The organism is Microcoleus sp. Pol12B4 (assembly GCF_036701385.1).
In the GTDB taxonomy this organism is placed as follows: Bacteria; Cyanobacteriota; Cyanobacteriia; order Cyanobacteriales; family Microcoleaceae; genus Microcoleus.
In genome coordinates this window covers 1-23,554 of the sequence record NZ_JAUBQR010000059.1, presented here as the reverse complement: position 1 = coordinate 23,554, position 23,554 = coordinate 1, and the positions used below count along the sequence as shown (strand labels likewise).

The 23,554-nt window shown below is 46.5% G+C and carries 20 protein-coding genes; 7 read left to right on the top strand and 13 right to left on the bottom strand.

The features are described from left to right. Positions 1-114: 114 nt before the first annotated feature. The 7 genes from QUA38_RS10935 to QUA38_RS10905 all read right to left on the bottom strand — a co-directional run bounded on the left by QUA38_RS10935 (position 115) and on the right by QUA38_RS10905 (position 11,640). Entirely contained in the window at positions 115-1,989 is a 1,875-nt protein-coding gene (locus QUA38_RS10935) for an adenylate/guanylate cyclase domain-containing protein (protein WP_333161649.1), read from the bottom strand. 159 nt (positions 1,990-2,148) lie between these two features. Next, positions 2,149-5,457: a PAS domain S-box protein gene (locus tag QUA38_RS10930; protein WP_333161647.1), complete on the bottom strand. Its 3,309-nt coding sequence runs from the start codon at positions 5,455-5,457 to the stop codon at positions 2,149-2,151. A gap of 377 nt (positions 5,458-5,834) precedes the next feature. Beyond that, a complete protein-coding gene (locus QUA38_RS10925; protein WP_333161645.1) occupies positions 5,835-9,008 on the bottom strand; it encodes an AAA family ATPase in 3,174 nt (1,057 codons plus the stop codon). 94 nt (positions 9,009-9,102) lie between these two features. Continuing rightward, positions 9,103-9,414, bottom strand: coding sequence for a type II toxin-antitoxin system PemK/MazF family toxin (locus tag QUA38_RS10920; RefSeq protein WP_333161642.1), 312 nt, complete (start codon positions 9,412-9,414; stop codon positions 9,103-9,105). Then, positions 9,407-9,763 (bottom strand): hypothetical protein, encoded by a 357-nt coding sequence (locus QUA38_RS10915; RefSeq protein WP_333161640.1) that lies wholly within the window; start codon positions 9,761-9,763, stop codon positions 9,407-9,409. The genes QUA38_RS10920 and QUA38_RS10915 overlap by 8 nt, the downstream gene beginning before the upstream one ends. 257 nt (positions 9,764-10,020) lie before the next feature. Next, entirely contained in the window at positions 10,021-11,130 is a 1,110-nt protein-coding gene (locus QUA38_RS10910) for a hypothetical protein (protein ID WP_333161638.1), read from the bottom strand. 231 nt (positions 11,131-11,361) lie between these two features. Then, positions 11,362-11,640, bottom strand: coding sequence for a hypothetical protein (locus tag QUA38_RS10905; RefSeq protein ID WP_333161636.1), 279 nt, complete (start codon positions 11,638-11,640; stop codon positions 11,362-11,364). 148 nt (positions 11,641-11,788) lie between these two features. Between QUA38_RS10905 and QUA38_RS10900 the strand changes: the two genes are divergently transcribed. Further along, positions 11,789-12,328 carry a cyclic nucleotide-binding domain-containing protein gene (locus QUA38_RS10900; RefSeq protein WP_333094267.1) on the top strand — a complete coding sequence of 180 codons (540 nt, stop codon included), beginning with the start codon at positions 11,789-11,791 and terminating at the stop codon, positions 12,326-12,328. A gap of 102 nt (positions 12,329-12,430) precedes the next feature. Here QUA38_RS10900 and QUA38_RS10895 read toward each other — a convergent pair whose 3' ends face one another. The 3 genes from QUA38_RS10895 to QUA38_RS10885 all read right to left on the bottom strand — a co-directional run bounded on the left by QUA38_RS10895 (position 12,431) and on the right by QUA38_RS10885 (position 13,984). Next, positions 12,431-12,883, bottom strand: a complete 453-nt coding sequence (locus QUA38_RS10895; RefSeq protein ID WP_333161634.1) for a hypothetical protein — start codon at positions 12,881-12,883, stop codon at positions 12,431-12,433. 69 nt (positions 12,884-12,952) lie between these two features. Continuing rightward, a complete protein-coding gene (locus QUA38_RS10890) occupies positions 12,953-13,813 on the bottom strand; it encodes an FAD-binding domain-containing protein (RefSeq protein WP_333161632.1) in 861 nt (286 codons plus the stop codon). Between the two features lie 18 nt (positions 13,814-13,831). After that, positions 13,832-13,984 carry a hypothetical protein gene (locus tag QUA38_RS10885; RefSeq protein ID WP_333161630.1) on the bottom strand — a complete coding sequence of 51 codons (153 nt, stop codon included), beginning with the start codon at positions 13,982-13,984 and terminating at the stop codon, positions 13,832-13,834. Positions 13,985-14,132: 148 nt separating this feature from the next. Between QUA38_RS10885 and ribD the strand changes: the two genes are divergently transcribed. Beyond that, on the top strand, positions 14,133-15,308 hold the full coding sequence (ribD, locus tag QUA38_RS10880; protein ID WP_333161628.1) for a bifunctional diaminohydroxyphosphoribosylaminopyrimidine deaminase/5-amino-6-(5-phosphoribosylamino)uracil reductase RibD: 1,176 nt from the start codon (positions 14,133-14,135) through the stop codon (positions 15,306-15,308). 59 nt (positions 15,309-15,367) lie between these two features. Continuing rightward, complete coding sequence (locus QUA38_RS10875) at positions 15,368-15,964, top strand: hypothetical protein (protein WP_333161626.1); 597 nt, start codon at positions 15,368-15,370, stop codon at positions 15,962-15,964. A gap of 286 nt (positions 15,965-16,250) precedes the next feature. Here QUA38_RS10875 and QUA38_RS10870 read toward each other — a convergent pair whose 3' ends face one another. Continuing rightward, positions 16,251-17,162 (bottom strand): PPC domain-containing protein, encoded by a 912-nt coding sequence (locus QUA38_RS10870; protein WP_333161624.1) that lies wholly within the window; start codon positions 17,160-17,162, stop codon positions 16,251-16,253. A gap of 93 nt (positions 17,163-17,255) precedes the next feature. Here QUA38_RS10870 and QUA38_RS10865 point away from each other — a divergent pair, with 93 nt between their 5' ends. Next, a complete protein-coding gene (locus tag QUA38_RS10865) occupies positions 17,256-18,959 on the top strand; it encodes an NAD(P)/FAD-dependent oxidoreductase (RefSeq protein ID WP_333161622.1) in 1,704 nt (567 codons plus the stop codon). A 48-nt stretch (positions 18,960-19,007) separates the two neighbouring features. Here the strand turns inward: QUA38_RS10865 and QUA38_RS10860 are convergent, their stop codons facing one another. Continuing rightward, positions 19,008-19,763, bottom strand: coding sequence for a Uma2 family endonuclease (locus QUA38_RS10860; RefSeq protein WP_333094277.1), 756 nt, complete (start codon positions 19,761-19,763; stop codon positions 19,008-19,010). A gap of 142 nt (positions 19,764-19,905) precedes the next feature. On the opposite strand from QUA38_RS10860, the gene QUA38_RS10855 reads away from it, so the two are divergent. The 3 genes from QUA38_RS10855 to QUA38_RS10845 all read left to right on the top strand — a co-directional run bounded on the left by QUA38_RS10855 (position 19,906) and on the right by QUA38_RS10845 (position 23,159). Next, positions 19,906-20,388 carry an FxLYD domain-containing protein gene (locus tag QUA38_RS10855; protein ID WP_333161620.1) on the top strand — a complete coding sequence of 161 codons (483 nt, stop codon included), beginning with the start codon at positions 19,906-19,908 and terminating at the stop codon, positions 20,386-20,388. Between the two features lie 168 nt (positions 20,389-20,556). Then, a complete protein-coding gene (locus QUA38_RS10850) occupies positions 20,557-22,284 on the top strand; it encodes an ABC transporter ATP-binding protein (RefSeq protein WP_333161618.1) in 1,728 nt (575 codons plus the stop codon). A 257-nt stretch (positions 22,285-22,541) separates the two neighbouring features. Further along, positions 22,542-23,159, top strand: coding sequence for a Uma2 family endonuclease (locus tag QUA38_RS10845; protein ID WP_333094280.1), 618 nt, complete (start codon positions 22,542-22,544; stop codon positions 23,157-23,159). Positions 23,160-23,232: 73 nt separating this feature from the next. Here the strand turns inward: QUA38_RS10845 and QUA38_RS10840 are convergent, their stop codons facing one another. Next, positions 23,233-23,472 (bottom strand): hypothetical protein, encoded by a 240-nt coding sequence (locus tag QUA38_RS10840; protein WP_333094282.1) that lies wholly within the window; start codon positions 23,470-23,472, stop codon positions 23,233-23,235. Positions 23,473-23,554 lie beyond the last annotated feature (82 nt).

Genomic DNA, 23,554 nt, shown 5'->3' with positions numbered 1-23,554 from the left:
GTGTGCAAGCTTTTCTAGTGCGAGCGTCCCCCCTCGCTTGCTTATACCAAAGATGCTTTTTACAAAAATTGAGATGCTCCCCAAGAATCCCCGTCTATGAAAGAACGGGGAGTGTCAATAATCTTTTTTCCCAGTCAGTAAATAAGTAACCATGTATCCCTTGCCCTTAACTTGAATAGCGCCGCGCTTCTGAAAAGTATATTTATCTTTTAATAGCTCGTAGGTTTCGGCGGTGACTTGAATGCAGCCGGTAATCCCGTGAGATTCCATGCGCGAAGCAATATTTACTGTGTCGCCCCAGAGGTCGTAAATAAACTTTTTTAAGCCGATGACGCCGGCAACGACAGGGCCACTGCTAATCCCGATCCGAATGCTGAAAGGTTCCGAATGTTCTAAACTGAGGAGTCGAATTTCGTGTAGCATATCGATCGCCATGTTCGCAACCGCCTCGGCGTGATCCTCTCTGGCCGTAGGCAGACCGCCGACAACCATGTAAGCGTCACCAATAGTCTTAATTTTCTCCAAACCGTGGCGATCTGCCAAGTGGTCAAAAGCTGAAAAAATATCGTTGAGAACTTCTACCACCGCCGTCGCTGAAATTCTCGACGAAAGCTCTGTAAACCCCACAATGTCGGCAAACATCACAGTCACTTCCGCAAAACTTTCGGCGATATTGTGTTCATTGTCCTTCAAGCGCAGGGCGATCGCTGCGGGCAAAACGTTCAGCAGCAGTTGCTCGGATTTAGCTTGTTCGAGTTCCAACTGTAGATAAGCAGCCTGTAACTGTTCGGCTTGGCGAATTCTTTCTCGGGCTAGCTTTTCGATTTGGGCGGTGCGGCTCAAAGCTGTCAGCATATATGTCACCGGAATCAAAGTCCACAGCATCCCCATCGTCAGAGTTCCCCAAGAGCGCCAGTGCTTGCGAAGCCTGCGAATTTCCGGCGTTGCCGACACGTACATAGACCACTGACGGCCGCTAATTTTCAGCCGCCTTCTGCAAGCTGTATAGTTCGGGCCTGGATTGTCAAGAATCGGACAGTTTTGCATCAGGGCTCGGTCAGCAGCGGCTGATGCTGGAAGCACTTGTTGACTCGCGGATTGGAACTGCATCGCAAATTGCTGAATTTGGCCCTCAGCAGGGAGATTTTTGAGAACCGGGTTGACCCTTTGCGGTAACAGCGACGCTGCTTGTTGCTTGTCTGGAGCCTCGCTAACGAGATAAATAGTGAGGTAGTCGGTATTGCGTCCTTTTAAAGAGGTTTGGAAAATATCTTTGCCTCGAAATACGCCCAGAACAAATCCTTGTAGCAGTTGGCGACGGGATTCCAGGGTAGTCGGTTTACTACTGTTTTCGTAAATCGGAACTATAGCCAAAAGACCCTGTTCCGGGGAATTACCCTGAGTTAAGCCGATGTAGTTGGTGACAATCATTTCTCCTGTATCGCGTCCTCGATCGAGCGCGACGCGGATTTCTGGGTGGGAGGCGAGGTCAAAGCCTAATACTGTCTCGTTTCCGGCTGGTGGTTCGACGTAGAAAGCCGGGAAGTATTCTGAACGCTGGAGAGCCTTGCGGAGTTCTCCTCGCGGGCCACGCTCTGTAATCTCGAAGCTGGGATCTGTTTCGGTTCTAGCTTTGGTTTCGTAGTTGCGGCGCTCGGAAGTGGGGACGCGGGGGGCCCAAGCCAGGAGTTGCAGGCTGGGGTGGACGGATAGGGGACGGGTGACAAACCGGGCAAAAGAGGAACGCTCGACGGCGCTGAAGGCTTTCATGTAGTCGCTGAGGGCGAGAACAGTATCTAAGTCGGAGTTGAGCTGGCGTTCGATGCCGATCGAAATATCGTCAATGCGGCGGTGCATTTCGTAGTCGCGGCGCTTGTCTTCCCAGTCCCAAACCAAGGCGAATGTCAGAAGCGACAGTCCCACACCCAAACCTAGCGTCAACGCGGCTGGAATGTAGCGAGACCAGGATAAAGGTAGTTTTTTCAGCATATTTGCCTAGCGAATAAGGGCAGCAGACTAGCACACCGCTGAGTGCGATTTGTTCCGGCCTCTGAGTGCGGTTAATTCAAAACCCTGATAACTCAAGCACCGACGGCAATTGGGAATTAAAAGTTAAATATTTAAACTTTTAGATTAATTTCCGATCGCTCAGCAGGGGATTTCAACCCAGAATTCCGCTCCCTGTCCGGGCGCTGAGATGCACCGCAGGCTTCCCTTATGTTTTTCTACCACAATCTGATGGCTGATGGATAATCCCAAGCCAGTTCCAGACCCTACGGGTTTGGTGGTGAAGAAGGGATCAAATAGCCGCTTGCGAACGTCTTCCGTCATTCCCGGGCCGCTGTCGGCGATGCAAATTACAATGCGATCGCCATCACTGAGCTGGTTTTTACTGTGGCTTTTCAGATCAGCTTTTTTCATGAGGGTGCGAATCACGATAGTCCGAGGTTGCGGTTGGTTTTCTAGAGCATCGATCGCATTACTGATAATATTGAGAAATACCTGGTTTAACTGACCCGGACAACAGTAAATCTTGGATGTTTTTCCGTATTCTTTAATAATTTCAATCCGGCTTTTTATATTTGCATGATGCAATCTGTGCTGCAATATTAACAGTGTACTGTCAATTCCTTCATGAACGTCTACCAACTTCATTTCTGATTCATCCAGTCGCGAAAAGTTCCGCAGCGACAACACAATTTTACTGATTCTTTCTACTCCTAATCTCATGGAATTTAGCATTTTTGGCAAGTCTTCCTTCAGAAAATCTAACTCTAAGTCCTTAATTTTTCTAGCAATCTGAGGCACTGGGGACGGGTAGTGTTCCTGGTAGAGACTTACCAGTTCAACTAAATCGTGAAAATAGTTGTCAGTGTGAGAAATATTGCCGTTAATAAAAGTTGCAGGATTGTTGATTTCGTGGGCGATCCCAGCCACCATCTGACCGAGGCTCGACATTTTTTCGGATTGAACTAATTGGATTTGAGCGTTTTGTAGTTGTTCGTAGGCTTCTTGCAATTGGGTGGCTTGTTTTCTTAATTGAGATTCGGAAGCTTGGAGTGCGGCGGCGGAAATTTTGCGGTTTGTTATATTTTCAATCATCCCTAATTTGTAAATAGGTTTTCCTTCGCCGTCTCGAATTAAAGTAGCTGTCACATTTACCCAAACAATTTTACCAGTAGCTGTAATTTGGCGGAGTTCGATTTGATAGTGAGTAGTTTCTCCCCGCTCAAGAGAATCAACAACTTGGATGTTTTTTGGACAATCGTCGGGATGCCCAAGTTCTATAAAAGTTTTGTTTAGCAATTCTGCTATGGTATATCCCAGCATTTCGCAATAAGTTTTATTAACTCTCACTAACTTGTTATCATCTAAGTTAGCTAAGTATATAGCGATTGGCGCATCTTCAAAAATTGTGCGAAATAGTTCCTCGCTGGCACGAACTTTAGCTGCTAGGGAAAGCCGATCGGTGATGTCTTCAAACGTAGACAAAATGCCGACTACATTGCCGGAATTGTCGTGTAAAGGTATTTTATTTGTATCCAGACAGCACTGGGTGCCGTCGGCTTGCATTTTGGATTCTATGATGTGATATTCTGGGGTGTTAGTTGCCATGATGCGGCGGTCGCAGGCTCGAAAAACTTCTGTTTCTTCCGGCTTCCAGGGCATATCGAAGTCCGTGAGACCAGCGATTTCGCTGGGGTGATTGAAACCTGCAACTTTAGCAAAGTTTTTGTTACCTCCCAAGTAAACTAAATCTCGATCTTTCCAGGCGATTAACTGAGGGATATTATTGATTACCAACCACAGCATATTTTGGGATGTTTGCAAGGCTTCGGTACGTTCGAGGACGCGCTTTTCAAGTTCTTGGTTGGCTTCTTGCAGGGCGATTTTTGACTCGCTGAGGGCGATTTCTGCTAGCTTGCGATCGCTGATGTCGATTGTCACTCCTTCCCACAGTATATCGCCCCCAGGTTGCGCTTCGGGGCGGGCGATGCCGCGAATCCATTTCAGTTTTCCAGATGGCGTTACGATCCGCCCTTCATATATCCAAGGTTTTAAAGTGTCGCCGGAAATTGCGATTGATTCTAAAAGGACTTTTAGGTCTTCTGGATGCACCGTTGACCACATTAAATCCGAGTTTTCTTGAACTTTTTCTGGATCTAATTCGTAGAGTTCGCAACAGCCTGAACTGGCATAAATGAATTTATCGGAACCGTCGGGATGTAGCAAGTATTGATAAATCATCCCGGGCACGTTGGCGGCCATTTTTTGAAATCTGGCTTCGCTTTGCCGCAGTGCTGATTCTGCAAGTTTACGATCGCTAATGTCAATCAACAAGCCATCCCAAATAATGTTATCATTTTCGCCCCGTTCGGGTCGCGAAGCCCCGCTAATCCACTTAATCCGGTCGCCCGGAAAAACAAATCTGCCTTCCCACCGCCAAGGCTCTAAAGTTTTAGCTGAGATAGCAACTGATTCATGGAAGCTGGGCGCATCCTCTGGATGAATCATTTCTATAGCGGGAATAGCTGAATTTTGGAGTACCTCTGGTTCTAATTCCCAGAGTTCGCGGCAGCCGGAACTGACGTAGGGGAATGACACAGTACCGTCTGCTGCTAACTGAAATTGATAAATCATTCCCGGAACGTTGGCGACCAGTTTTTGAAACCTCGCTTCGCTTTGCCGTAGTGCTGTTTCTGCTTCTACGCGATCGGTAATATCGTAAAATGCCGATAAAATTGCGGCTTCGCCATTAAAATTAATCGCTCGCATCGACATTTTTACCCAAAACAAACTGCCATTTGCTTTCTTGAGGCAGATTTCTTTGCTGTCGCTAAAGCCATTTTGTTTGACTAAACCTATCAATTGACGGCGGTCATTGATATTGGCATAAAGTGCCAGTTTTTTGCGTCCGATAAGTTGTTCGTAACTCAAACCTAAACTTTTAGCTAGAGCAGGATTTGCATACAAAATAACGCTGTCTTCTAAGCGCGTAATTAACATAGGAACGGGAGTCGTACTGGCGATAACGCGCAATCTTTCTTCGCTTTCTTCCCTGGCTATTTCGGCTGCTACTCTCTTGCTAATATCGTTCTGAACTCCGATAAAATGAGTTAATTTTCCCTCATTATCTAAGATGGGGGAAACCATTAATTCGTTCCAAAAAGTAGTTTTGTCTTTGCGATAGTTTTTGAGAACTACCTGAATTTCAGTTCCCGCTTGCAAGCTGTGGCGGAGTTTATTTAATTCGGCCTGATCGGTATCGGGACCCTGCAAAAATCGGCAGTTGCGTCCAATAACTTCTTCGCGGCTGTAACCGGTCAGTTTCTCAAAAGCAGGATTGCAGTAGATAATAGGTGTGTCATGCTTGCGAGCATCCGCAATTAAGATGCTGTTGTTCGACGCTGCGATCGCCCGCTCTAGGAGAGACAGGTTGAAAGAGTCTGTTGTCATCTGTGGCAATATCCAAATTCCCAGGGAGGGGACAGAACAATAAAAATTTATAAATAGCTTGAGCCATTCTTATTCTATAATTTTATTTTCAATTTAGCTTTTTGAACAAAGTCAGCAGCCCAAAAAAGCCCATGGGGGAGAGGACTAATACCATTTTAGATTTTAGATTTTAGATTGGCAATGACTAATTCCATTATGGTTTGGCGCACGGGCATACAGTTGCCTTCTGGTTTGAAAGTAGTACAACTGAAGGCATTAGGCACTTATCCAGAAAACAGAATGTGAAAATACCGAAAGCCCAAAGAAAACAGAAGGTGAAAATACTGATATTTTTAACTGTTTTTCTTCTCCTCCTTCCATCCGGCTCGTCAACCCTTTTAAATTGACAAGCTGATGCAAGAACCCTGAGCAGTTTTGCTTACTTCAATCCTGGCTTGAAAAGCTTCTTTCAGGTGGGGCATATGGGTAACGGTGAGAATGCAGGCGAAGTCAGAGGCGATCGCATTAATTGCAGCAATCAGCCGATCGCACCCTTCAGCATCCTGAGTCCCGAACCCCTCATCAATAATCAACATTTGCAAAGCCGTGCCCGCCCGCTGAGACAGCAGTCTCGCCAGCGCCAGCCGAATCGCAAAATTAATCCGAAAAGCTTCACCGCCAGAGTAAGTTTCGTAGGCGCGAGTACCGCGAGCATCAGCAATTAAAATGTCTAAAGTGTCAATCAATTTAGTTGCTTTTTTAGAAGCAGCAGCGCGTTGAGTAATAAATTGAACGTGCAATTGATTGGCGCTCAATCTCGACAATATCTGATTTGTTTCAGCTTCGAGTTGAGGCAAAACATTTTCAATCATTAAAGCTTGAATGCCATTTTTACCAAAGGCTTGACCCAACTCTTGATAAACTCGTTGCTGGCGTTTGGCAACTTGCATTTGCTCTTTTTGAGCTACTAGCTGAACTTGCAAATTTTCCAGATTTTGCTGCTGCTGCTGGAGGCGTCCGAGACTTCCCAAATGTTGGTCTAGCTGCTGGCGGCGGCGACTGATTTGCTGTTCAATCGCACTTATTCTAGCTGTGGGATCGGGATGTTCTTGCAATTGCTGGTTCATCGCGGAAGTTTGAGCGCTGACAGCTTGCAAATCTCGATCGCGCACTGCGATGGAATTTGCTATTTCATTAACCCGTTGCTGCACTTGCGGGTACTGCACAGTTGCCGATCGCAATTTTTCGGCGCGGGCGATCCAAAACTGCGATCGGCGCATTTCGCTGCGGACGTGTTCGTGCTGTTCCAAATTATAGCCAACTTCCGCAATGTATCTATCTAAAGACAGAATTTGCTGGTGTATTTCCGAGCTATTTTTTTGCTGTTCTAACTCTTGCTGTACCGTGGCTAATTGAGTTTGTAAATCCGGGCGGCGGGCATTAATTTTATTCAGTTTCTGCTGAGCGTCTTTGATTTGAGCTTGCTTAATTTCCGCCCACCGCAAGCGCTTTTCATCGCTGCGGGCGAGGGAGTGGCTGCTATCGCTGTAATTGAGCTGTTGCAGTTGCTGTTCGATTTGCTGGAGTTGGCCCAAGTCATCGGCTGCATACTCGCCGGTGCGTAGCAACCGCTCTATTTCTGCAGCGTCTTGACGCATACTTTGCAGCCGGTTTTCATCTTGGCTCAGGCTATCTAATTGTGCTTGTAAATGACTGCGGCGTTCCCGCAATTCTTGGTAGGGTGCTAATTCCTCTTCTAGTTCGCGGTATTCATGTCTGAGGACTTGAATTTCGCGCTCAGAGACGGCCAACTGTTCGCGGACAACCCACAGTTGGTTCCAGATTTCCTGCTGTTGGGTGTGGTGTTTTGTGACTACCAAATTCCAGTAGTGTTCGTCTAAAGGTCGATCGCACAAAGGACAATTTCCAAAATTTGCATCCCGCACCATTAAAGGCGAATTCGATTGCTCGTTTTCCGCAAAATTCGAGGCTTTACCTTCACCTGCGGTTTTTTCTCCTTCATGTTTCCGCAGCAGTTGCAGTTTTTGGTCGATCTCGGCGAGTCTGGTTTGATAGTCGCGGCTTTTGGCTTGCAGGTTTCCTAAAAAGTCGTGCCTTTCTTGACCTTTTTCGCGGACTCGCTGCTGATAAACTCGCTTGTTTTCCAACTGCAAAATTTGATTGGCGATGGCCGAGATTTCCTGCTGTAATTGCGGCTGTCGCTGCTGCTGCTGAACTTGCACCTGTCGGTTGATTTCGTCTAAGCGGGCCGTTAAACCGGCGCGGGCGCGATCGAGCTTTTGTTGCTTTTGCTGCTGCTGTTGTAGCAGCGGCGAAACTTGTAGTTGCAGTTGCTCTAGTTCGTTGAGGCGCGATCGAACTGCTTGCAACTGTGCGAGTCCTTTGTCAACCTCCGGCTGCTGTTTGAGAATTTCCAGAACATCTTTTTCATCTTGTTCTAAAACCTCTAATTGAGCTTGCAACTGCTGAATTTTGCTTTGCAAAAAGCTCAGTTCTTGCCGCTGCTGTTCTTGCAATTGCTGGCGCTGATTTTGAGCTCGTTGGTTAGCTTTGAATTTGCCAGCCAGAGTCTCTTCTGTGGCTTGCAAGCTGTGGAAATACGCGATGCCTGCTGTTATTTCATTTTCTTGTCCTAGGAGGGCTTGTAGCTCATTTTGCTGTTGTTTGGCTGCGCTGAGTTCCTGCTGCAAGCGGCGGCATTCTTGAGTGATATTGTAGTGCTGTTGCTGGTGGCCGGCGAGGAGTTTTTGCCAAGTTTGGCGGTTGTGGTGCTGGAGTTGCAGTTGCTGTAACTCGGTTGTGTCGGCTTGTTGCTGCTGCTGAAGCAAATCGGTTGCTTGCTGCAATTGAGTTTGTTCGGAGGCGATCGCCTCTTTTTGTTGCAGTTGCTCTTGTACGGTTTGCAAACTCTGTTTGAGCACTTCGACTTGAGCTTTAAACTGTTTGGACGTATCTTTGGCTTGGTCGGATAAAGTATCGTAGGAGTCGAGTTTGAGCAGGTTGGCTAAAACTTGTTTGCGTTCGATCGGTTTTTTGAGCATAAATTCATCAGCTCGCCCCTGCCGCAAATACGCCGAGTTGATGAAAGTATCGTAATCAAGTTTGATATGTTCGAGGATTTTTTGCTGAGTTGTTCTCAGACCTTTGTCTGTGAGCGTGCGAAAATTCACGCCCCCCGTCCCCCCCTTACCTTGGGGGCCAGAAGAATTCACTTCTTCTGGGTTCTCTTTACCAAGGAAGGGGGGGTTTATTGCTACTTGAAATTCCAAACTTCCCGATTGTCCGCGCCTGCGGTTGCGAATCACGCGATAGATTTGGCCGCCGGTGGAGAAAGTGAAATCAACGCGCACATCAGTTTCGCCTATATGGATGATATCGTCTTCCGTATCGCTGCGACAACAGCCCCAAAGTGCCCAGGATATGGCTTCTAAGAGGGAGGATTTGCCAGCACCGTTAGGCCCGCAAATGCAAGCGGTGTGCAGGCCGCGAAAGTCTAAAGCAGCTTCGCGATAGCTGAGAAAATTTTTGAGTGTAAGTTGTATAGGAATCATTTAGGCCATCGCGCCATACAATCTATCTATAAATAACACTATTTGTACGCTGTTGCCTAGTTATTCAATCCAGATCCAGAACAATTATCAGTGTTTATGCAATTTCTTCCATAATTGTCTCAGACAGGGTTCCGAGTTGTCGGACAAATCTTTGTTGCGAGACGGAACGGACTTGAAAAGCGTCGGCGGCGGAGACTTTAGTCAAGCCATTTTGGCCACTCGGTTCTAGTCGAACCATCCAATTTCTCTCGGTGTATCGCTCTTTCCACTCAGTGATGGGAACAATAACTTCAAGCAGCAAAATTCCAACCGTTTCATCACTGACAATTACTACCGGACGGGTTTTGCGGATTTCCGCGCCCACAGTAGGTTCAAGGGCAACCAGCCAGATTTCACCTCTACGCATTAGTTTTTATCCCTGCGTTAAGGTATTCTTCCTCGGATTCAAAATATGGTTCGCTGTCAGCCGACCACAAATCATGTAAAGCACCTCCGGGCATATAATCTTGGACTGCTGCTTCTGCTGCTGCTCTGAGTTTCTGCTTTCGCTCAGCTTTGCGCTGGGCTTTTTCTTCTATTTCTTCGCGCATCATCCGCGAAGCTGTTTCCATGATTTCTAGGCGTTCTTCTGCTGTCAGATTTTTGAGTGCTGCTAATATTTCTGTTTTAGTCACGGTTTTTTCGGGTGGTTTGTGAGAAAGTGCGATCGCTCTCATATGTTGCACCATTCTCAATAATCCTTTTTTGGGCGGCATCTCCTGCCTACCCCACAAGAAAATTTACTGTTTGTGGAATGGGCAAGATGCCCGTTCTTGACAAAAATGACGCAACATCTCCGATCGATCCAACCATCATTATATCTTTCACAAGAATCAATCTCGGCGCTCTCTGCTTGTGGCGCACCCTACATCAATCCAATTGGCAGATTTTCCATCATCAAAAAGGGTTGACTGTATTGCTACAGCCAACCCCGCGCCTATTTATTTGTCCTGCGTTTGCTCAAACAGCAACACTATCTGGCAATATTCGGGAACGTATAGCCGACACCGACTAACAATCCCACTTCAGCTCCGTCAACAAAACCAATATTTAGTCCTGCTGTTGCTGTAAAATTGCTCGACAGCGGCACATCTACACCGCCCGAAATCAGGAAGCCAAAATGACCGTCATCGCCGGTAGAAACTATCACGCCAGCACCTGCATAAGGAGCCGCAGTAATCACAAAATCCTCGCTGACTTCGACGGTTTCTTGTGATACAAAATCGAAGGTAACGGGAACTAGAACAGTTAAGTTGTCGCGGAACAAAACACTCGGTCTCACCGACAAATTGTTCGTCAAACCGATTTTGCTAATAATCGCAAATGAACCGTCGCCTAATGCTGTATCTCCGCCAAAACCTAGATTGCCACCAATGCCGATGTAGCTTGGTCCAGAACGGGTTGCTCGGCCTGGTCGGATTTGAGTTCCTTGAGCCACTTTTTCAGTTGCTTCTGAGGCAGGTGCCGGTTTTTCAGCAACTTTCGGTTGGTTTGTCAAAGCTGATGCAGAAGTGCTGACAGGATTGCTCAACAATTCTTGTGCTGTTTTGACTTCTTTTTCTTGCTTCGTTGCTGTTACTTCCAAATTATTGGTATCGGCAACAATTGAGGTAGGTCGATCGCTCTTTTTGGCAGTCTCGACTGTTGACTCCACTTTGACACCATTATCAGCAATAATAGCGGTTTCTTCCGACTTTTCAGTCTCAGCAGCAATGGAGGTATTTGGCGCAGTTTCAGTCTCAGCAATTTCAGATGTTGCTGCTTCCAATTTTTCTGGTGCAGCAATAGATACTTGCAAGTTGGCTGACGGTTCGGAGGCTGCTGGCTCCGCTGCTTCTGTTAGTTCGCTCCAACTGATAGAATCAATTTTTTTATTACTAACGGTTGTTTCTGCGTCGGGTTTAACTGCTGAAGTTGCCGCAGGCTCAGAAGTTTGGTCAATATTTTGAGCTGCGATTGTTGCAGTTGTAGCGACATCGGGCAAGTTGCCAGTTTCAGCTTTCGCTGACATGGTAGTGCAACAAACAGCTAAAGCTGCAAGATTTATTAACGCAAAAGTAGACTTGGAAAATAGACTATTCATAGAAACTCCTCAATGAAGGGTGTGTTAAAAGTGTAAGTGTTTGAGGGCGACCGTCGAGAGCTTTGCTAAAAAAAGACACAAATATGAGTTGTGTTGTTCCTAGATTGCCATTTTACCGTTGAATAGTCAACTCTCAAGCTGATTAGATTCAAGAACTGACGGTGGGTTTAGAGGCTAATTTTAATTTACAGATCGATCGGCTAAAAATCAATCCTAGGGATGATTTCACCCTTAATCCTGTTTAATTGAGGGTTCGATCGCGCGTCTCGCTTGCATTCTACAATTCTGTACTTGGGGGCGCTGCACTCGCAGCGACGCCGGAAAAATCCGGTTTTTGAGGGCGCACCGCCTCGAAACCAAGAGACAAAAAGCTTTCAAAACAGTTTTGGCAGCCCCGCCGTCCACAGCAAGTGCAGTTAATACAACGCGATCGGCTGCTGCACAGTCGATGACAATTAATGTAGAATAATACCACCGATCCGAGAAATATTTGTCGGTCGATCGTGTCAAAATTACTTAATTTTATGAAAATTGTGTAAAATTTAGTGTTCTCTTTGTAAAGTTTAGCCTTCGCTTTCGCTCAGGGTCTGACCATCTCACAACAGCACGCAACTAAACAAGTAAAAAAATACAAATTATCTCATCTCAACCTGACTTTATGAGCAAAGTTCTAGTGATATTAGGCGAATTAAGCGATCGCGACATCGATTGGATGCTCGCCAACGGCACCCGCACCCAAGTCCTCCCCGGCACAACTCTGATCGCCGAAGGTAAGCCCTTAGACGCCCTGTACATAGTTCTGGAGGGAACTTTGAGCGTTGCTGTATCATCTTTAGGCGACAAAGAAATTGGAAAAATTATTTCCGGGGAAGTTTTGGGCGAAATGTCTTTTGTAGACGGGAGGCTTCCTTCTGCTAGCGTCACGGCAATTGAAGAGTGCCTCATCCTGTCAATTCCCCGGCGGCTGCTAACTGAAAAACTAGAGCAAGACGTGCTTTTTTCCCTGCGGTTTTATCGGGCGATTACCAAATTTCTGTCGTCGAGACTGCGGGGTACAGTCAAACGTTTTGGCGATGATAGTGATGGTTTAATATATCAAGAACCCGACGACGAGGGCGCTATCCCGGAAAACGTCGAAAATCCCGATTTGGCTGAATCGAGATTTCAATGGCTGTTGGAGCGTTTGAAGGGGAGTTGAAGTTTGGCAACGAACAGTGTATAGGACTTAATGGATTTAACAGTAATTCCCAGTTACCAATTGTCAGTTACCAATTTCTAGTTACCAAGTCCTAATTCCCAATTAGAAAACATATTTTTCAGCGACGCGCCAATAGCGAGAAAAACGCTTCAAATCAATGTAACCATCGTAGCGGACAAAGGGATCGGGTGGCAAAACTTCTACAGGGTGCGATCGCTTAATTTCCTGGCAAATATCCTGAAACCGAGGACTGGGACTTTCCGCAGTTACCACTTGATTCGCGCCGGATTCGATCGCAAAAGCGATAACTTCTGCAGCCACATTGCCCCGCCGAATAACTACCGGCAACTCTAGCAAACATTCGTAAATAAACACCATTCGTTTAAGACTCAACTGCCATTCATCAATCAGCGCATCATCCCAAACCCAGATGGCTGGTGCCTCTGGATGCGCTTGAAAAGCCGGACCTTCAGGACTCAAACAGTCGCCGTGCAGCCAAATAATCGGATTGTTCATAAATTGGGAATTGGGAATTGGGAATTGGGAATTGGGCATCGGGAATTGGTATTTGGTAACTAATGACAACAGTTAACCGTCAACAGACAACAGTCAACCAATAAATTTTTAATTTCTGCGACCTTTTTGAGGGCGGTTCCAACTTTTAGAACCGCCGCTACGATCGACCTTTTCTCCATGAGGAAACAACTGCCCTTCCAAATATTCGTAAGTTCCCTCAAAATCGCATTGCCCATAAAAAGGACAATCGCGACAATAAACCGCCTTAGTGTAACGCTCCAAATTTTCCCGATTAAAAAAATAAGGTTTGTGGCTAAAAGTGCTTGCTACCCACTGCCAAGAAAGATTGTTGCTCGCCGGATCTCCATCTAGCAAATGTTGCAAAAACCAGCGAGCTCCGGCTTGCCAGCGCACTCGGCGCCAGTGTACGAGATAAGCGGCAGTCCACATCCGCTGGTGATTGTGCAAATAACCAGTTTCTCGCAACTCGCGGCTGAAACTGTCGATGCAAACCAAACCAGTCGATGCCTCGATGACATCCTCCGGCAGAGTTTCGCTGTAATCTTTAGCAGTGTAGCCAGTTTTGTAAGGTTCCCGGTCTTGCCAAATCCCGTTGCCCAATTCCGCGTACAGTCGCTGCCAATAATCCCGCCACCCCAACTCGTTGACAAGTTTTACGGCCTCTTCTCGATGCCGCACCTTCTCCAGCACGGCATCCCGGACTTCCGCCAGACTCAAAACCCCGTAGCGCAAATAGGGCGACAAGCGCGTTACCGCACCGTTGAGGAAATTGCGGGTTGAGCCGTATTTGCTGGGGTCAATTTGTTGCAGGGCTGTCTCGGCTGCTTTCCGCCCGCCGGGGGTTGGGGGTACGCTGCTGTCCCGGCCGGCGGCTTCGGGGAACTGTTCACGCACGTAGGCAATTAATTCGTCGCGGCTGGCAAATTCCCGCTTCATGTCCTGACTCATTGTTTTTTCAAGCGCCTGCTATTCTTTCTTAATGTTAAAGCTATTCGATCGGGGGTGCGGGGTCGATCGCCCTAAACCCTTCGCTCCTGGTAACTCACATGGTGCACCATTGTCAGCAACAGGCTTTCCGGCCTGTTCCACAAAAGATAAATTTTCTTGTGGAACAGGCATCTTGCCTGTTCATAAAAGGCTAATTGAGAATGGTGCAATATCTCAGTGGTAACGTACAGTTTGCCCCAGCAGCAATTTATCGTCGGTTCGCAGCCAAAATTAGCATCAAAGTCAGTACACTCAGGGATAGATATCATACCAAAATCTCATGGAAACTTTTCCGGCGGACGCTAAAGCGATCGCCAGCTTAGCTAACGGACAGCAGCAAGGTACAAAACAACTGGAAAACAGTGAAGTTCAAGAGTTCGATCGAGCCATGATGCGCCGCTGCATAGAATTGGCTCGCCGTGCTCTGGGCAAAACCGCACCCAACCCGCTTGTCGGTTCTGTAATTGTCCGAGACGGCAAGATTGTCGGCGAAGGGTTTCATCCCGGTGCCGGTCAACCTCACGCCGAAGTTTTTGCGCTCCGGGAAGCGGGGGAACTCGCAGAAGGAGCGACTGTCTACGTGAACCTGGAACCCTGCAACCACTACGGCCGGACTCCTCCGTGTTCGGAAGCTTTAGTTAAGGCCAAGGTGGCAAAAGTAGTGGCTGGCATGGTCGATCCGAATCCTTTGGTAGCTGGAACTGGCCTAGCTCGGTTGCGAGAGGCTGGGATTGAAGTGGTGGCGGGAGTGGAAGGAGAAGCTTGCCAAAAACTCAACGAGGCTTTCGTTCACCGAATTTTATACCGCCGGCCTTTGGGAATTTTGAAATATGCAATGACTTTGGACGGTAAAATTGCTACCAGTAGCGGCCACAGCGCTTGGGTGACAGGCCAGGAGGCTCGAAGCGAGGTACACCGGGTGCGCGTCGGCTGCGATGCTGTGATTGTTGGGGGAAATACGGTGCGTCTGGACAATCCCCTACTGACGAGTCACCAGCCTGATAGGAATAATCCCCTGCGGGTGGTGATGAGCCGCACTCTGGATTTGCCAAAGTCGGCTTGGTTGTGGGAAACCTCTGTGGCGGCTACTTTGGTGCTGACTGAGCCTGGGGTTAACCCGGAATTTCAGGAATTTTTGATCGCAAAAGGGGTGGAAGTTGTGGAACTCTCGCCGCTGACACCGACTAATGTTATGGCTTATTTGTACGATCGATCTTTTCTTTCTGTACTCTGGGAGTGTGGCGGCACTTTGGCGGCGAGGGCAATTGCTGAGGGTGCAGTTCAAAAAATTATGGCTTTTATTGCTCCTAAAATTGTCGGCGGTCAAGGGTCTCCAACTCCTGTGGGAGATTTGGGGTTTTCCGCAATGACTGATGCTTTGACTTTAGAGCGGGTTTCTTGGCGCCCGGTGGGTCCAGATTGTCTGGTGGAAGGCTATTTGAAAATTAAAGATTGAAAGTTAAAAGCGAGTCTTTTTAGTTTTTGATTTTTAACTTTTAACTTTTAACTCCTTTTATGGTTGAAATTCTGATTTGGAGTTTGATGGTTGGCAGTCTCGGCTTGGAGGCGGCGCTCGCGGGTGTATTGGTGAGCCGCGAGCAATTGGCTATGTGGCAAAAATACAACGAGGAGGAGGAAGTTTTGACTCGGTACGAATCTCAAGAAGATAATTTTAATGCGCCTGAAAATGCGCCCTCTAATGGCAATCCTCCACCTACTCCTAATGCTGTTGATTTGACGGTTTGGGAGTACAAGATTGTGCGGGCTAGCAACGATTTGTTTCGCAACCCTGCGATTTTTCACAAACTGTGCCGAGAAGAGGCGGAAGTTGGCTGGACTTTGCTCGAAAAGCTCGACGACAGGCGAGTGCGGTTCAAACGTCCGATCGCGCTGCGGGACGCCCCTAGGCCTAATTTACCCACCTTTGACCCTTACCGCACTCATTACGGCCCGATCTCGAATGCGATGAGTTGGGCTGCGGTGATTGTGTTTCTAAGTGCGATCGTGCTTCCCGCTGTTTTGGGCTATGCTTTGGTGTCTACTACTCTAACCAGAAGTCGCTCTAATTGGCCCCCGGCACCTGTTCAATCTTTGCCCTCTCCCAGGGGGTAAGAAACTAATAAGTGAAAGAGCGGCCCCAGGGAAGAGGGAAGAATGAAGAGAGAATTGTTTTTTTAAATCTCAAGTCCGGTCAACAAAGTATAATTAAGTTTGTAGTGAGGAATTCAGTCCTCTCTTCTCTTAAAAAGCTGACGACAAACTATTATATTAGAAGCAATTAACCGGACAACATCTAACTGACCAAACAGCAGAATTATTGAATTATATGTTTTTCTTTAATTCTGCCTTCTGCCTTCTGCCTTCCAATTTTGGCTGCCTTCGACTGTAGACAATCCTGTCATACAAGCGGTGTGGGAGAAGGAGCGGAAAGCAATCTCAAGTCATAATTGGTATCGCCTTGAAATTGAGAAACGCGGACGAAATAAGTCCCTGCAGGTAAAAGCCCATTGCTGACAATTGTTTCTGAAGACGTGCCTAAATTGTTAGACGAAGCAATAAGATCGTCTAATCCAACGGCGCCGTTACCGTTGAGATCCTGAATTAATTCTACATCAACATCTGCACTCAAACCGTCTACAGTTACACTGAAAAGGCTGGGAGTATTGAGGATGAAACTGTAAATGTCGGCTGGTTCAGCAGATCCCACAAAATCGCTCGCAGTTTGAATTTCTGTCAGAATGCCCAGGCTTTTTGCTGCGTTCAAATTGTCTGCGGGATCGGGGAGAGTGCTCAATAGTCCTTCTTGTTGACCGAATTGAATGTAATGGTCGATCGCACTTTTAACTGCGCCGCTATTGACTGCTGCTGCTACCAGCGGGTATTTTTCTAGATAAAAGCTGGGGTCGAAGAAAACGCTGGCTTTGCGGTTTTCTAATTGACCTGCTTTGAAGTAGTGTTCAAATGGGGTAAATTGATTTGTTTGGACTGCTGTCTGCACGTCTGGGTTGCTTGTTAGATAAAAATTAACGTCGAAGAATGGGTTGGGGTTGCGAACTTCAAATTGACCGAATCTAATAAAGTGATCGGCTGCTGAAAAGCCATTGAGTTTGGCTGATACCGCTACATCTGTATTGGTGTCTAAATAATAGCTGGCGTCGAACAGGGCATTCGGGTCGCGATTTTCAAATTTGCCAATTTTTCGGTAGTGATCGAAGGGACTCGATACCGTGCCTCTGGCAACTGCTACGGCGACATCAGGGTTGTTTTCGAGATAAAATTTGCTGTCGAACAGTGTTCTGAGGGTTAGCATTATTAAAAAAATCTCTCTGGACTTTAGTCTGGAAATTGCACGATCGAGAATCCAGTTTACATCAAAGTTTTGTTTTGTGAGGATGTCTTAATTATGGCTAAATCTGGACTGATGGCAATGCTGCGCCACGCTGCAAGTATTGCTCAGAAATCAAGGGAAACGGGCATTCCGGCTGATGAACTGCTGGGGATGCTGACGGCTGGCATTCCCAATTCTCCCATATCTCGGCGCCGCTTGCTGCACGGGGGCTTAGCTGCTGCGGGGGCTGTCGCTGCTGCGACTTTTACCAGGGAGGGAGGGGGAGCTTTTGCTCAACAGGGCGGACGATCGCCGATTTTGGTTGTGGGTGCTGGAATTGCGGGTTTGACGGCGGCTTATCGCTTGCGCCAAGCGGGCGTGCGCGCCGATATAATCGAGGCAACGAACCGCGTAGGGGGGCGGATACGCACTATTCCCAAGGTGGCTGGAACGCTAATTCCGGCGGATTTGGGGGGAGAATTTATTGACACCGGTCATACTAATTTAATCTCGCTGGCGACGGAATTGGGTTTGCAGGCGATCGACTTAGCTGAGGTGCAGCGCGGACTGGTGAAGGATACTTTTTTCTTTCAAGGGCGCCGCTTTTCTCTTGAGCAAATAATCGCAGATTTTGCACCGCTAGCAAGTAAAATTAGTGCTGATTTGCAGGCGGTTGGCGATGAAATTAGCTATCAAGATTTTACAGAAGCAGCGGAAAGATTGGACAATCTTTCGCTCGCTGAATATGTAGACCAAGCTGAGACTAGCACGATTGTCCGGCAGTTACTCCGTATTGCTTACACGACTGAATACGGTCGAGATCCTGAAGAACAGTCGGCGTTAAATCTGCTGTTTTTAATCGGTTCTGAAGCGGGCAGTTTTGAATTGTACGGCAACAGCGATGAGCGTTATCAAATTGACGGGGGTAATAGTCAAATTATCAACCGTTTGGCGGGTCAATTGTCTGGTTCGATCGAGGCAGGGACGGTTTTGGAAGCGATTACTCTTTTGCCGGATGGCCGCTATCGGGTAAATTTGCGATCGGGACAAAGCGCGTTCGAGCGCACTTACGAGCGAGTTTTGTTAACTTTGCCGTTCAGCACTCTGCGAAACGTTAAAATTAATGTACCTTTGCCCCAACCAAAGCGTAGGGCGATCGAGCAATTGGGTTACGGCACTAATTCTAAGCTGATTACTGGCTACCGCAGCCGAATTTGGCGGGAACTTTATCAATCGACTGCTTCTGTTTATAGCGATTTAGGATTCCAGAATACCTGGGAAGCTACGCCTTTTGTCCCTACTCCTAACGGTTTAGTTACTAATTTTACAGGAGGAAAGCAGGGTTTGTCGATCGGTGCCGGAACTCCAGAAGCCCAAGCACAAAGATTTTTGAACCAATTTGAAAGAGTTTTTCCTGGAGTGAGAAATTTGCGATCGGGCAAAGCTGTGCGAGCTTATTGGCCGGGAGAACGCTTTTCTAAAGGTTCTTATGCCTGCTATTTAGTCGGACAGTGGACGCAAATGTACGGCGTTGAAGGCGAACGAGTTGGCAATTTATATTTTGCCGGGGAACACACTTCGCTGGAAAATCAAGGTTACATGGAAGGCGGTTGCGAAACTGGACAAAGGGCGGCTGTTGAAATTTTGCAAGACTTGGGTTTGATACCTTCTGTTGATGCTTTGAATGTTAGAACTGCGAGCAGTTTGAACAATCGCCGTCCCAGCCGGAAAATTCCCGGAGCGCGGAATCTTGGCAATAGAAAGCCGAGTATTAGATAATCTCGTAAGGTGCGCATTGCGCACCCTACAAGTATGGCGTACAACTTATCAAATAATCTCGTCCGGGTTAATTCCCCGATCGCGCAAATATTCAGCCAGTCGTTCGGCCCGTTCACGTTCGCGATCGGCCCGTTCACGTTCTGCTGCTAACTGTTCTACACCCCATAAAAGCAGATTTCCTGCTTCATCCCACCAGCGCAACCAATAGCCTGAACGCTGTTCTTTCTCCCCTCGCCACGTTCCTAAATACAAACCAATATCTGCCATCCAGTGGCGACCTTCCGCGTCAGGAAATTCTAATTCGTATTTGCCATTTTGCAAGCGATATACTTCCAGTAAGCCAGTTTCTGGGTCAAAAATGATGTATGTTGGTACTTGCAGAATTTGTTCGTAAAAAAACCACTTTCCCGGAGGAAAAGTACGTTTGACAGAATATTCACCCCCGTCTGTTTCGGACAAGAATTCCATGACAATAGTGGGAATTTCTCCTTCCAAGTTTGGGGTATAACTTTTGCGGTCTCTTCTCGATTCGGCGGGCAGTACCGACGGTACATAAACCCAATCTGGTGCTTTGATTACTAACTCGCCGTTGACGGTAGCGCAAATCCCAAAATTGCTGGCTATCAGCATTTGTGGCCCGATAAATCCTCTCAATTCTAAGATTTCTCGCAGTGCTCCAGCAATTAGCGGTTGACCTGTATTCTCCACTGGTTTTTCTTCTAATTGGAAGTCGTCTGGCAACTTCTCCCACGTTACGATCAGTTCTAACGTTTTTTGTCCTGGGTTATCTTGAGTAACGACCATGACTTTACTTTACTTTCTCAAGTTTGATGTTTTATCATAGCACAATGCAGCGTGAGCGCGACGCGCCATACATATAAATATGCTAGCCTAAATTTTAGCTGCATTATCTTGTAGGATTTATTTCATAAAAAGCAGAAAAAACATGGTTTATTTACCTTTAACAGGAGCTTTATCGATTTGGCTAATGTCCTCGATATCAACTCGCCCTTTGATTGCATGCTCTACAAATACACTTGCCCAAAACTCCGAAATTGACGAGCCGTTTTGCTACATGAAAACCCCCGACGGCAAAACAGTAGACTTGGGCAAGTTATGCGAGAAACAGCCATCTTTAGGAACTTCCCAAACTTGCATTTCCGGTTCCAACATCGCTGAGAAAGTGTCAATTAAAACGACTAATTATGACGGCAACTTTTTCAGCGGTCAAGTCCTTAATCAAGGTTGCAAAATAATCAAGAATGTCAAAGTCAATTATGAAGTTTTGGACGAGTCAGGGAATTTAATTGACAACGGATTTATCTACGCTAAACCAGTTACTCTTGCACCAGGACAGTCAGCCGCCTTTCGGGGCGAAGTTGTCGCGGGGGCTAAGGTACAGGCTACTCATGCCGACGGTCAAGAATGATTTTAGATTTTAGATTGAAGAATTGGACAATGAACCCCAGGGATGAATCCGTGGGCTTTCTATCCCGGATGCTTTCGGTGAAGAATGATTGTTGATATTTACCCGATCGCTGATATCATATTTTGGCTCAGATATCTGTAAAAACAGAACTTGCAGAGGTAAAATATCTTGAAAACTCGATCGACATACTGGCAAATCTTACCCTACCTCCGTCCCCAAAAACAAACCATCGGTAAAGCATTAGCTTGTACCGTAGTATTTACCGTATTTTGGCCGATTATAGCGTGGCTGGTTGGCGAAACAGCCAAATTTATAGGTAAAGGAGATTTACAAGGGTTCGCTCAAATTGCTGCACTCAGCGCCATTATATTTCTACTTCGCGGTACAGCCCAATACGGTCAAGATACGCTGATGGCGAAAGCAGCTTTGACTATTGCTTTAGAAATCCGCAAAAAAGTCTACTCCCACCTGCAAAAACTCAATCTCGGCTACTTTGAAACTGCTAAAACCGGAGACTTATCCTACCGCCTCACCGAAGATATTGACCGCATTGGCGAAGTCGTAAATAAATTTTTTCATCAGTTTATTCCTTGTATTTTGCAGCTAATTGCCGTCCTGGGATATATGATTTATCTCAACTGGCAATTAACCTTGGGTGCATTAATTATTGCACCGCTGATGGCTATCTTAATTGGTTGGTTTGGAGAGAGATTGCTGAGTTACTCGCGACAAAGCCAAAATCGCATCTCTGATTTATCCGCTTTGCTGACAGAAGTATTCAGCGGCATTCGTTTAATCAAAGCATTTGTGGCTGAAGACTACGAAATTGCCCGCTTTGCAGAAGAAGCAGAACAAAACCGCCGCGCTAAGTATTTGTCAGAAAGAGTAAAAGCACTTCAGTTCGTTGTAGTTGGCTTTCTGGAAGCGATGAGCGTGATTTTGCTCTTTTTTCTGGGAGGTTGGCAAATTTCTCAAGGAAATCTCACAGGTACTCAATTTATAAGTTATATCGCAGGGGTGGCACTTTTAATCGATCCGATCGCTATCACAACTGCTAATTACGGGGATTTTAAGCAGGGAGAAGCTTCTAGCGATCGCATTTTTGAATTATTAGCAATTGAACCCGCTGTAGTCGAAAAACCTGGTGCAATTGAACTTCCCCATGTTACGGGAAAAGTCGAATACCGCAACATTAATTTTGCCTATAACTCAGAGACACCCATCCTGCAAAACATGAGTTTGTTAGTGCTTCCCGGAGAAATGATTGCTCTCGTGGGCGCATCGGGTGCAGGTAAAACTACTTTAGTAAACTTGTTACCCAGATTTTACGATCCGCAAGCGGGACAGATTTTAATTGACGGTATTGATATTCAAGATGTCACCTTAAATACTCTGCGGCGGCAAATCGGAATTGTACCGCAAGAAACGATTTTATTTTCGGGTACAATTGCTCAAAATATCGCTTTCGGTCAATCTTATTATGAACTGAAAGACGTTCAAAAAGCTGCGGAGATTGCCAACGCTCATCAATTCATTAGTGAGTTTCCCGACGGTTATCAAACTTGGGTAGGAGAAAGGGGTGTAAATTTATCTGGTGGCCAAAAACAAAGAATTGCGATCGCCCGTGCAGTTTTGCTCGACCCGAGAATATTGATTTTGGATGAAGCGACATCGGCGCTGGATTCGGAATCCGAAAGTTTAGTGCAAGAAGCGCTGGAAAGATTGATGCGCGATCGCACTGTGTTTATTATCGCGCACCGCTTGGCTACTGTGCGGAGAGCCGATCGTATTTTAGTTTTGGAAAAAGGCAGAATTGTCGAATCTGGGACGCACGAGGAGTTGCTGGAAAAGGGCGATCGCTATGCTGGCTACTACGCTCAACAGTTTAGTCAGTAGGCTACGTTAGAAACCGGGTTTTTAGCCGTTTCTGCTGGCCTCAACCAAGTATGCTCGTAAAAAAACCGGTTTCTGACTACCGGCGCGCGCTTCGACAAGAAACCGGGTTTTTGGCCGAATCTGCTGGCCTCAACCAAGTATGCTCGTAAAAAACCCGGTTTCTGACTACCCGTGCGTCAGTCCTATGAAGAATGATACAATAAATTATCCAACTGGATATTTACTGATTCCAGTTAAAAAGAACAGGCAGTGCCAACATGATTCAAACCACAGCCAAACTACTAACATTTGAAGAATTCCTAGAGTGGTATCCCGATGGCAAAGGACGTTTCGAGCTACGAAATGGAGTGATAGTTGAGAAGAATCCAAACGGAGACCATGAGGAAGTTACAAGTTTTCTCATCCGCAAAATTAACGTAGAAATCGATCGCCTAAATCTTCCTTATATAACACCATCAATCTATTTCGTCAGACCTCCAGCAGCGACTACAGGGTTTCAGCCAGACATCATAATATTAGACAAGCCTGCCTTGATTTCGGAGCCACTTTGGAAAAAATCGTCGATTATTACGCAAGGTGATTCTGTTAAACTTGCGGTGGAGGTAGTTAGCACCAACTGGCAAGATGATTACCTGGTTAAAGTGGCTGATTATGAAAGATTGGGTATCCCGGAATATTGGGTGGTGGATTATGCTGCTTTGGGCGGCAAACGTTTCATTGGTAATCCGAAACAACCGACTATCTCAGTTTACCAGTTGGTTGATGGGGAGTATCAGGTTAGCCTGTTCCGAAAGGGCGATCGAATTTTATCCTCTGCTTTTCCCGAACTAAATCTAACTGTTGAACAGGTTTTCGGATCTATCCAAAGCGAATAGTAATTCGGGTTAGCTTCAACGGTGTAAATAATGACTTGTGTATCCAAGTAAATTGTAGCAGAGGATGGTAGGTTTAGTTATCCCATGAGTTTCTTTCTGCTTCTAGTTCCCCGTCAATTTCTTCAACTGTTCTGGAAACATGACGGCTGCGGATTTCTGTAAGCAATTCCAACACCTTGCGCCGCCCCCCTTGAGGCTTTTCTGGTACGATCGCAAAAACTTCAACCTCTTCGCCCACAGATCCAGGCGGCAGTTGAATTTCAAATTTATTTCCTGCAAGAACTTTGGTTCTAATCCGTATTGCTGACTGCATAGTTTCTCCTTTTTGATGATTAATTTTCCACAGCCCCTAAAGCTTTGAGCGTGGCTTTTTCTACTTCCGTTAAACCCGTAAC

What these genes read in the sequence shown, in the direction of transcription:
- QUA38_RS10870 (WP_333161624.1), bottom strand. Translation starts at nt 17,162, where the DNA reads ATGCTAACCCTCAGAACACTGTTCGACAGCAAATTTTATCTCGAAAAC.
- QUA38_RS10885 (WP_333161630.1), bottom strand. Translation starts at nt 13,984, where the DNA reads ATGCCTGTTCCACAAGAAAATTTATCTTTTGTGGAACAGGCCGGAAAG.
- QUA38_RS10915 (WP_333161640.1), bottom strand. Translation starts at nt 9,763, where the DNA reads ATGCCGCCCAAAAAAGGATTATTGAGAATGGTGCAACATATGAGAGCG.
- QUA38_RS10860 (WP_333094277.1), bottom strand. Translation starts at nt 19,763, where the DNA reads ATGGTCGTTACTCAAGATAACCCAGGACAAAAAACGTTAGAACTGATC.
- QUA38_RS10900 (WP_333094267.1), top strand. Translation starts at nt 11,789, where the DNA reads ATGAGCAAAGTTCTAGTGATATTAGGCGAATTAAGCGATCGCGACATC.
- QUA38_RS10875 (WP_333161626.1), top strand. Translation starts at nt 15,368, where the DNA reads ATGGTTGAAATTCTGATTTGGAGTTTGATGGTTGGCAGTCTCGGCTTG.
- QUA38_RS10925 (WP_333161645.1), bottom strand. Translation starts at nt 9,008, where the DNA reads ATGATTCCTATACAACTTACACTCAAAAATTTTCTCAGCTATCGCGAA.
- QUA38_RS10890 (WP_333161632.1), bottom strand. Translation starts at nt 13,813, where the DNA reads ATGAGTCAGGACATGAAGCGGGAATTTGCCAGCCGCGACGAATTAATT.
- QUA38_RS10865 (WP_333161622.1), top strand. Translation starts at nt 17,256, where the DNA reads ATGGCTAAATCTGGACTGATGGCAATGCTGCGCCACGCTGCAAGTATT.
- ribD (WP_333161628.1), top strand. Translation starts at nt 14,133, where the DNA reads ATGGAAACTTTTCCGGCGGACGCTAAAGCGATCGCCAGCTTAGCTAAC.
- QUA38_RS10895 (WP_333161634.1), bottom strand. Translation starts at nt 12,883, where the DNA reads ATGCCCAATTCCCAATTCCCAATTCCCAATTCCCAATTTATGAACAAT.
- QUA38_RS10845 (WP_333094280.1), top strand. Translation starts at nt 22,542, where the DNA reads ATGATTCAAACCACAGCCAAACTACTAACATTTGAAGAATTCCTAGAG.
- QUA38_RS10930 (WP_333161647.1), bottom strand. Translation starts at nt 5,457, where the DNA reads ATGACAACAGACTCTTTCAACCTGTCTCTCCTAGAGCGGGCGATCGCA.
- QUA38_RS10910 (WP_333161638.1), bottom strand. Translation starts at nt 11,130, where the DNA reads ATGAATAGTCTATTTTCCAAGTCTACTTTTGCGTTAATAAATCTTGCA.
- QUA38_RS10855 (WP_333161620.1), top strand. Translation starts at nt 19,906, where the DNA reads ATGGTTTATTTACCTTTAACAGGAGCTTTATCGATTTGGCTAATGTCC.
- QUA38_RS10935 (WP_333161649.1), bottom strand. Translation starts at nt 1,989, where the DNA reads ATGCTGAAAAAACTACCTTTATCCTGGTCTCGCTACATTCCAGCCGCG.
- QUA38_RS10920 (WP_333161642.1), bottom strand. Translation starts at nt 9,414, where the DNA reads ATGCGTAGAGGTGAAATCTGGCTGGTTGCCCTTGAACCTACTGTGGGC.
- QUA38_RS10840 (WP_333094282.1), bottom strand. Translation starts at nt 23,472, where the DNA reads ATGCAGTCAGCAATACGGATTAGAACCAAAGTTCTTGCAGGAAATAAA.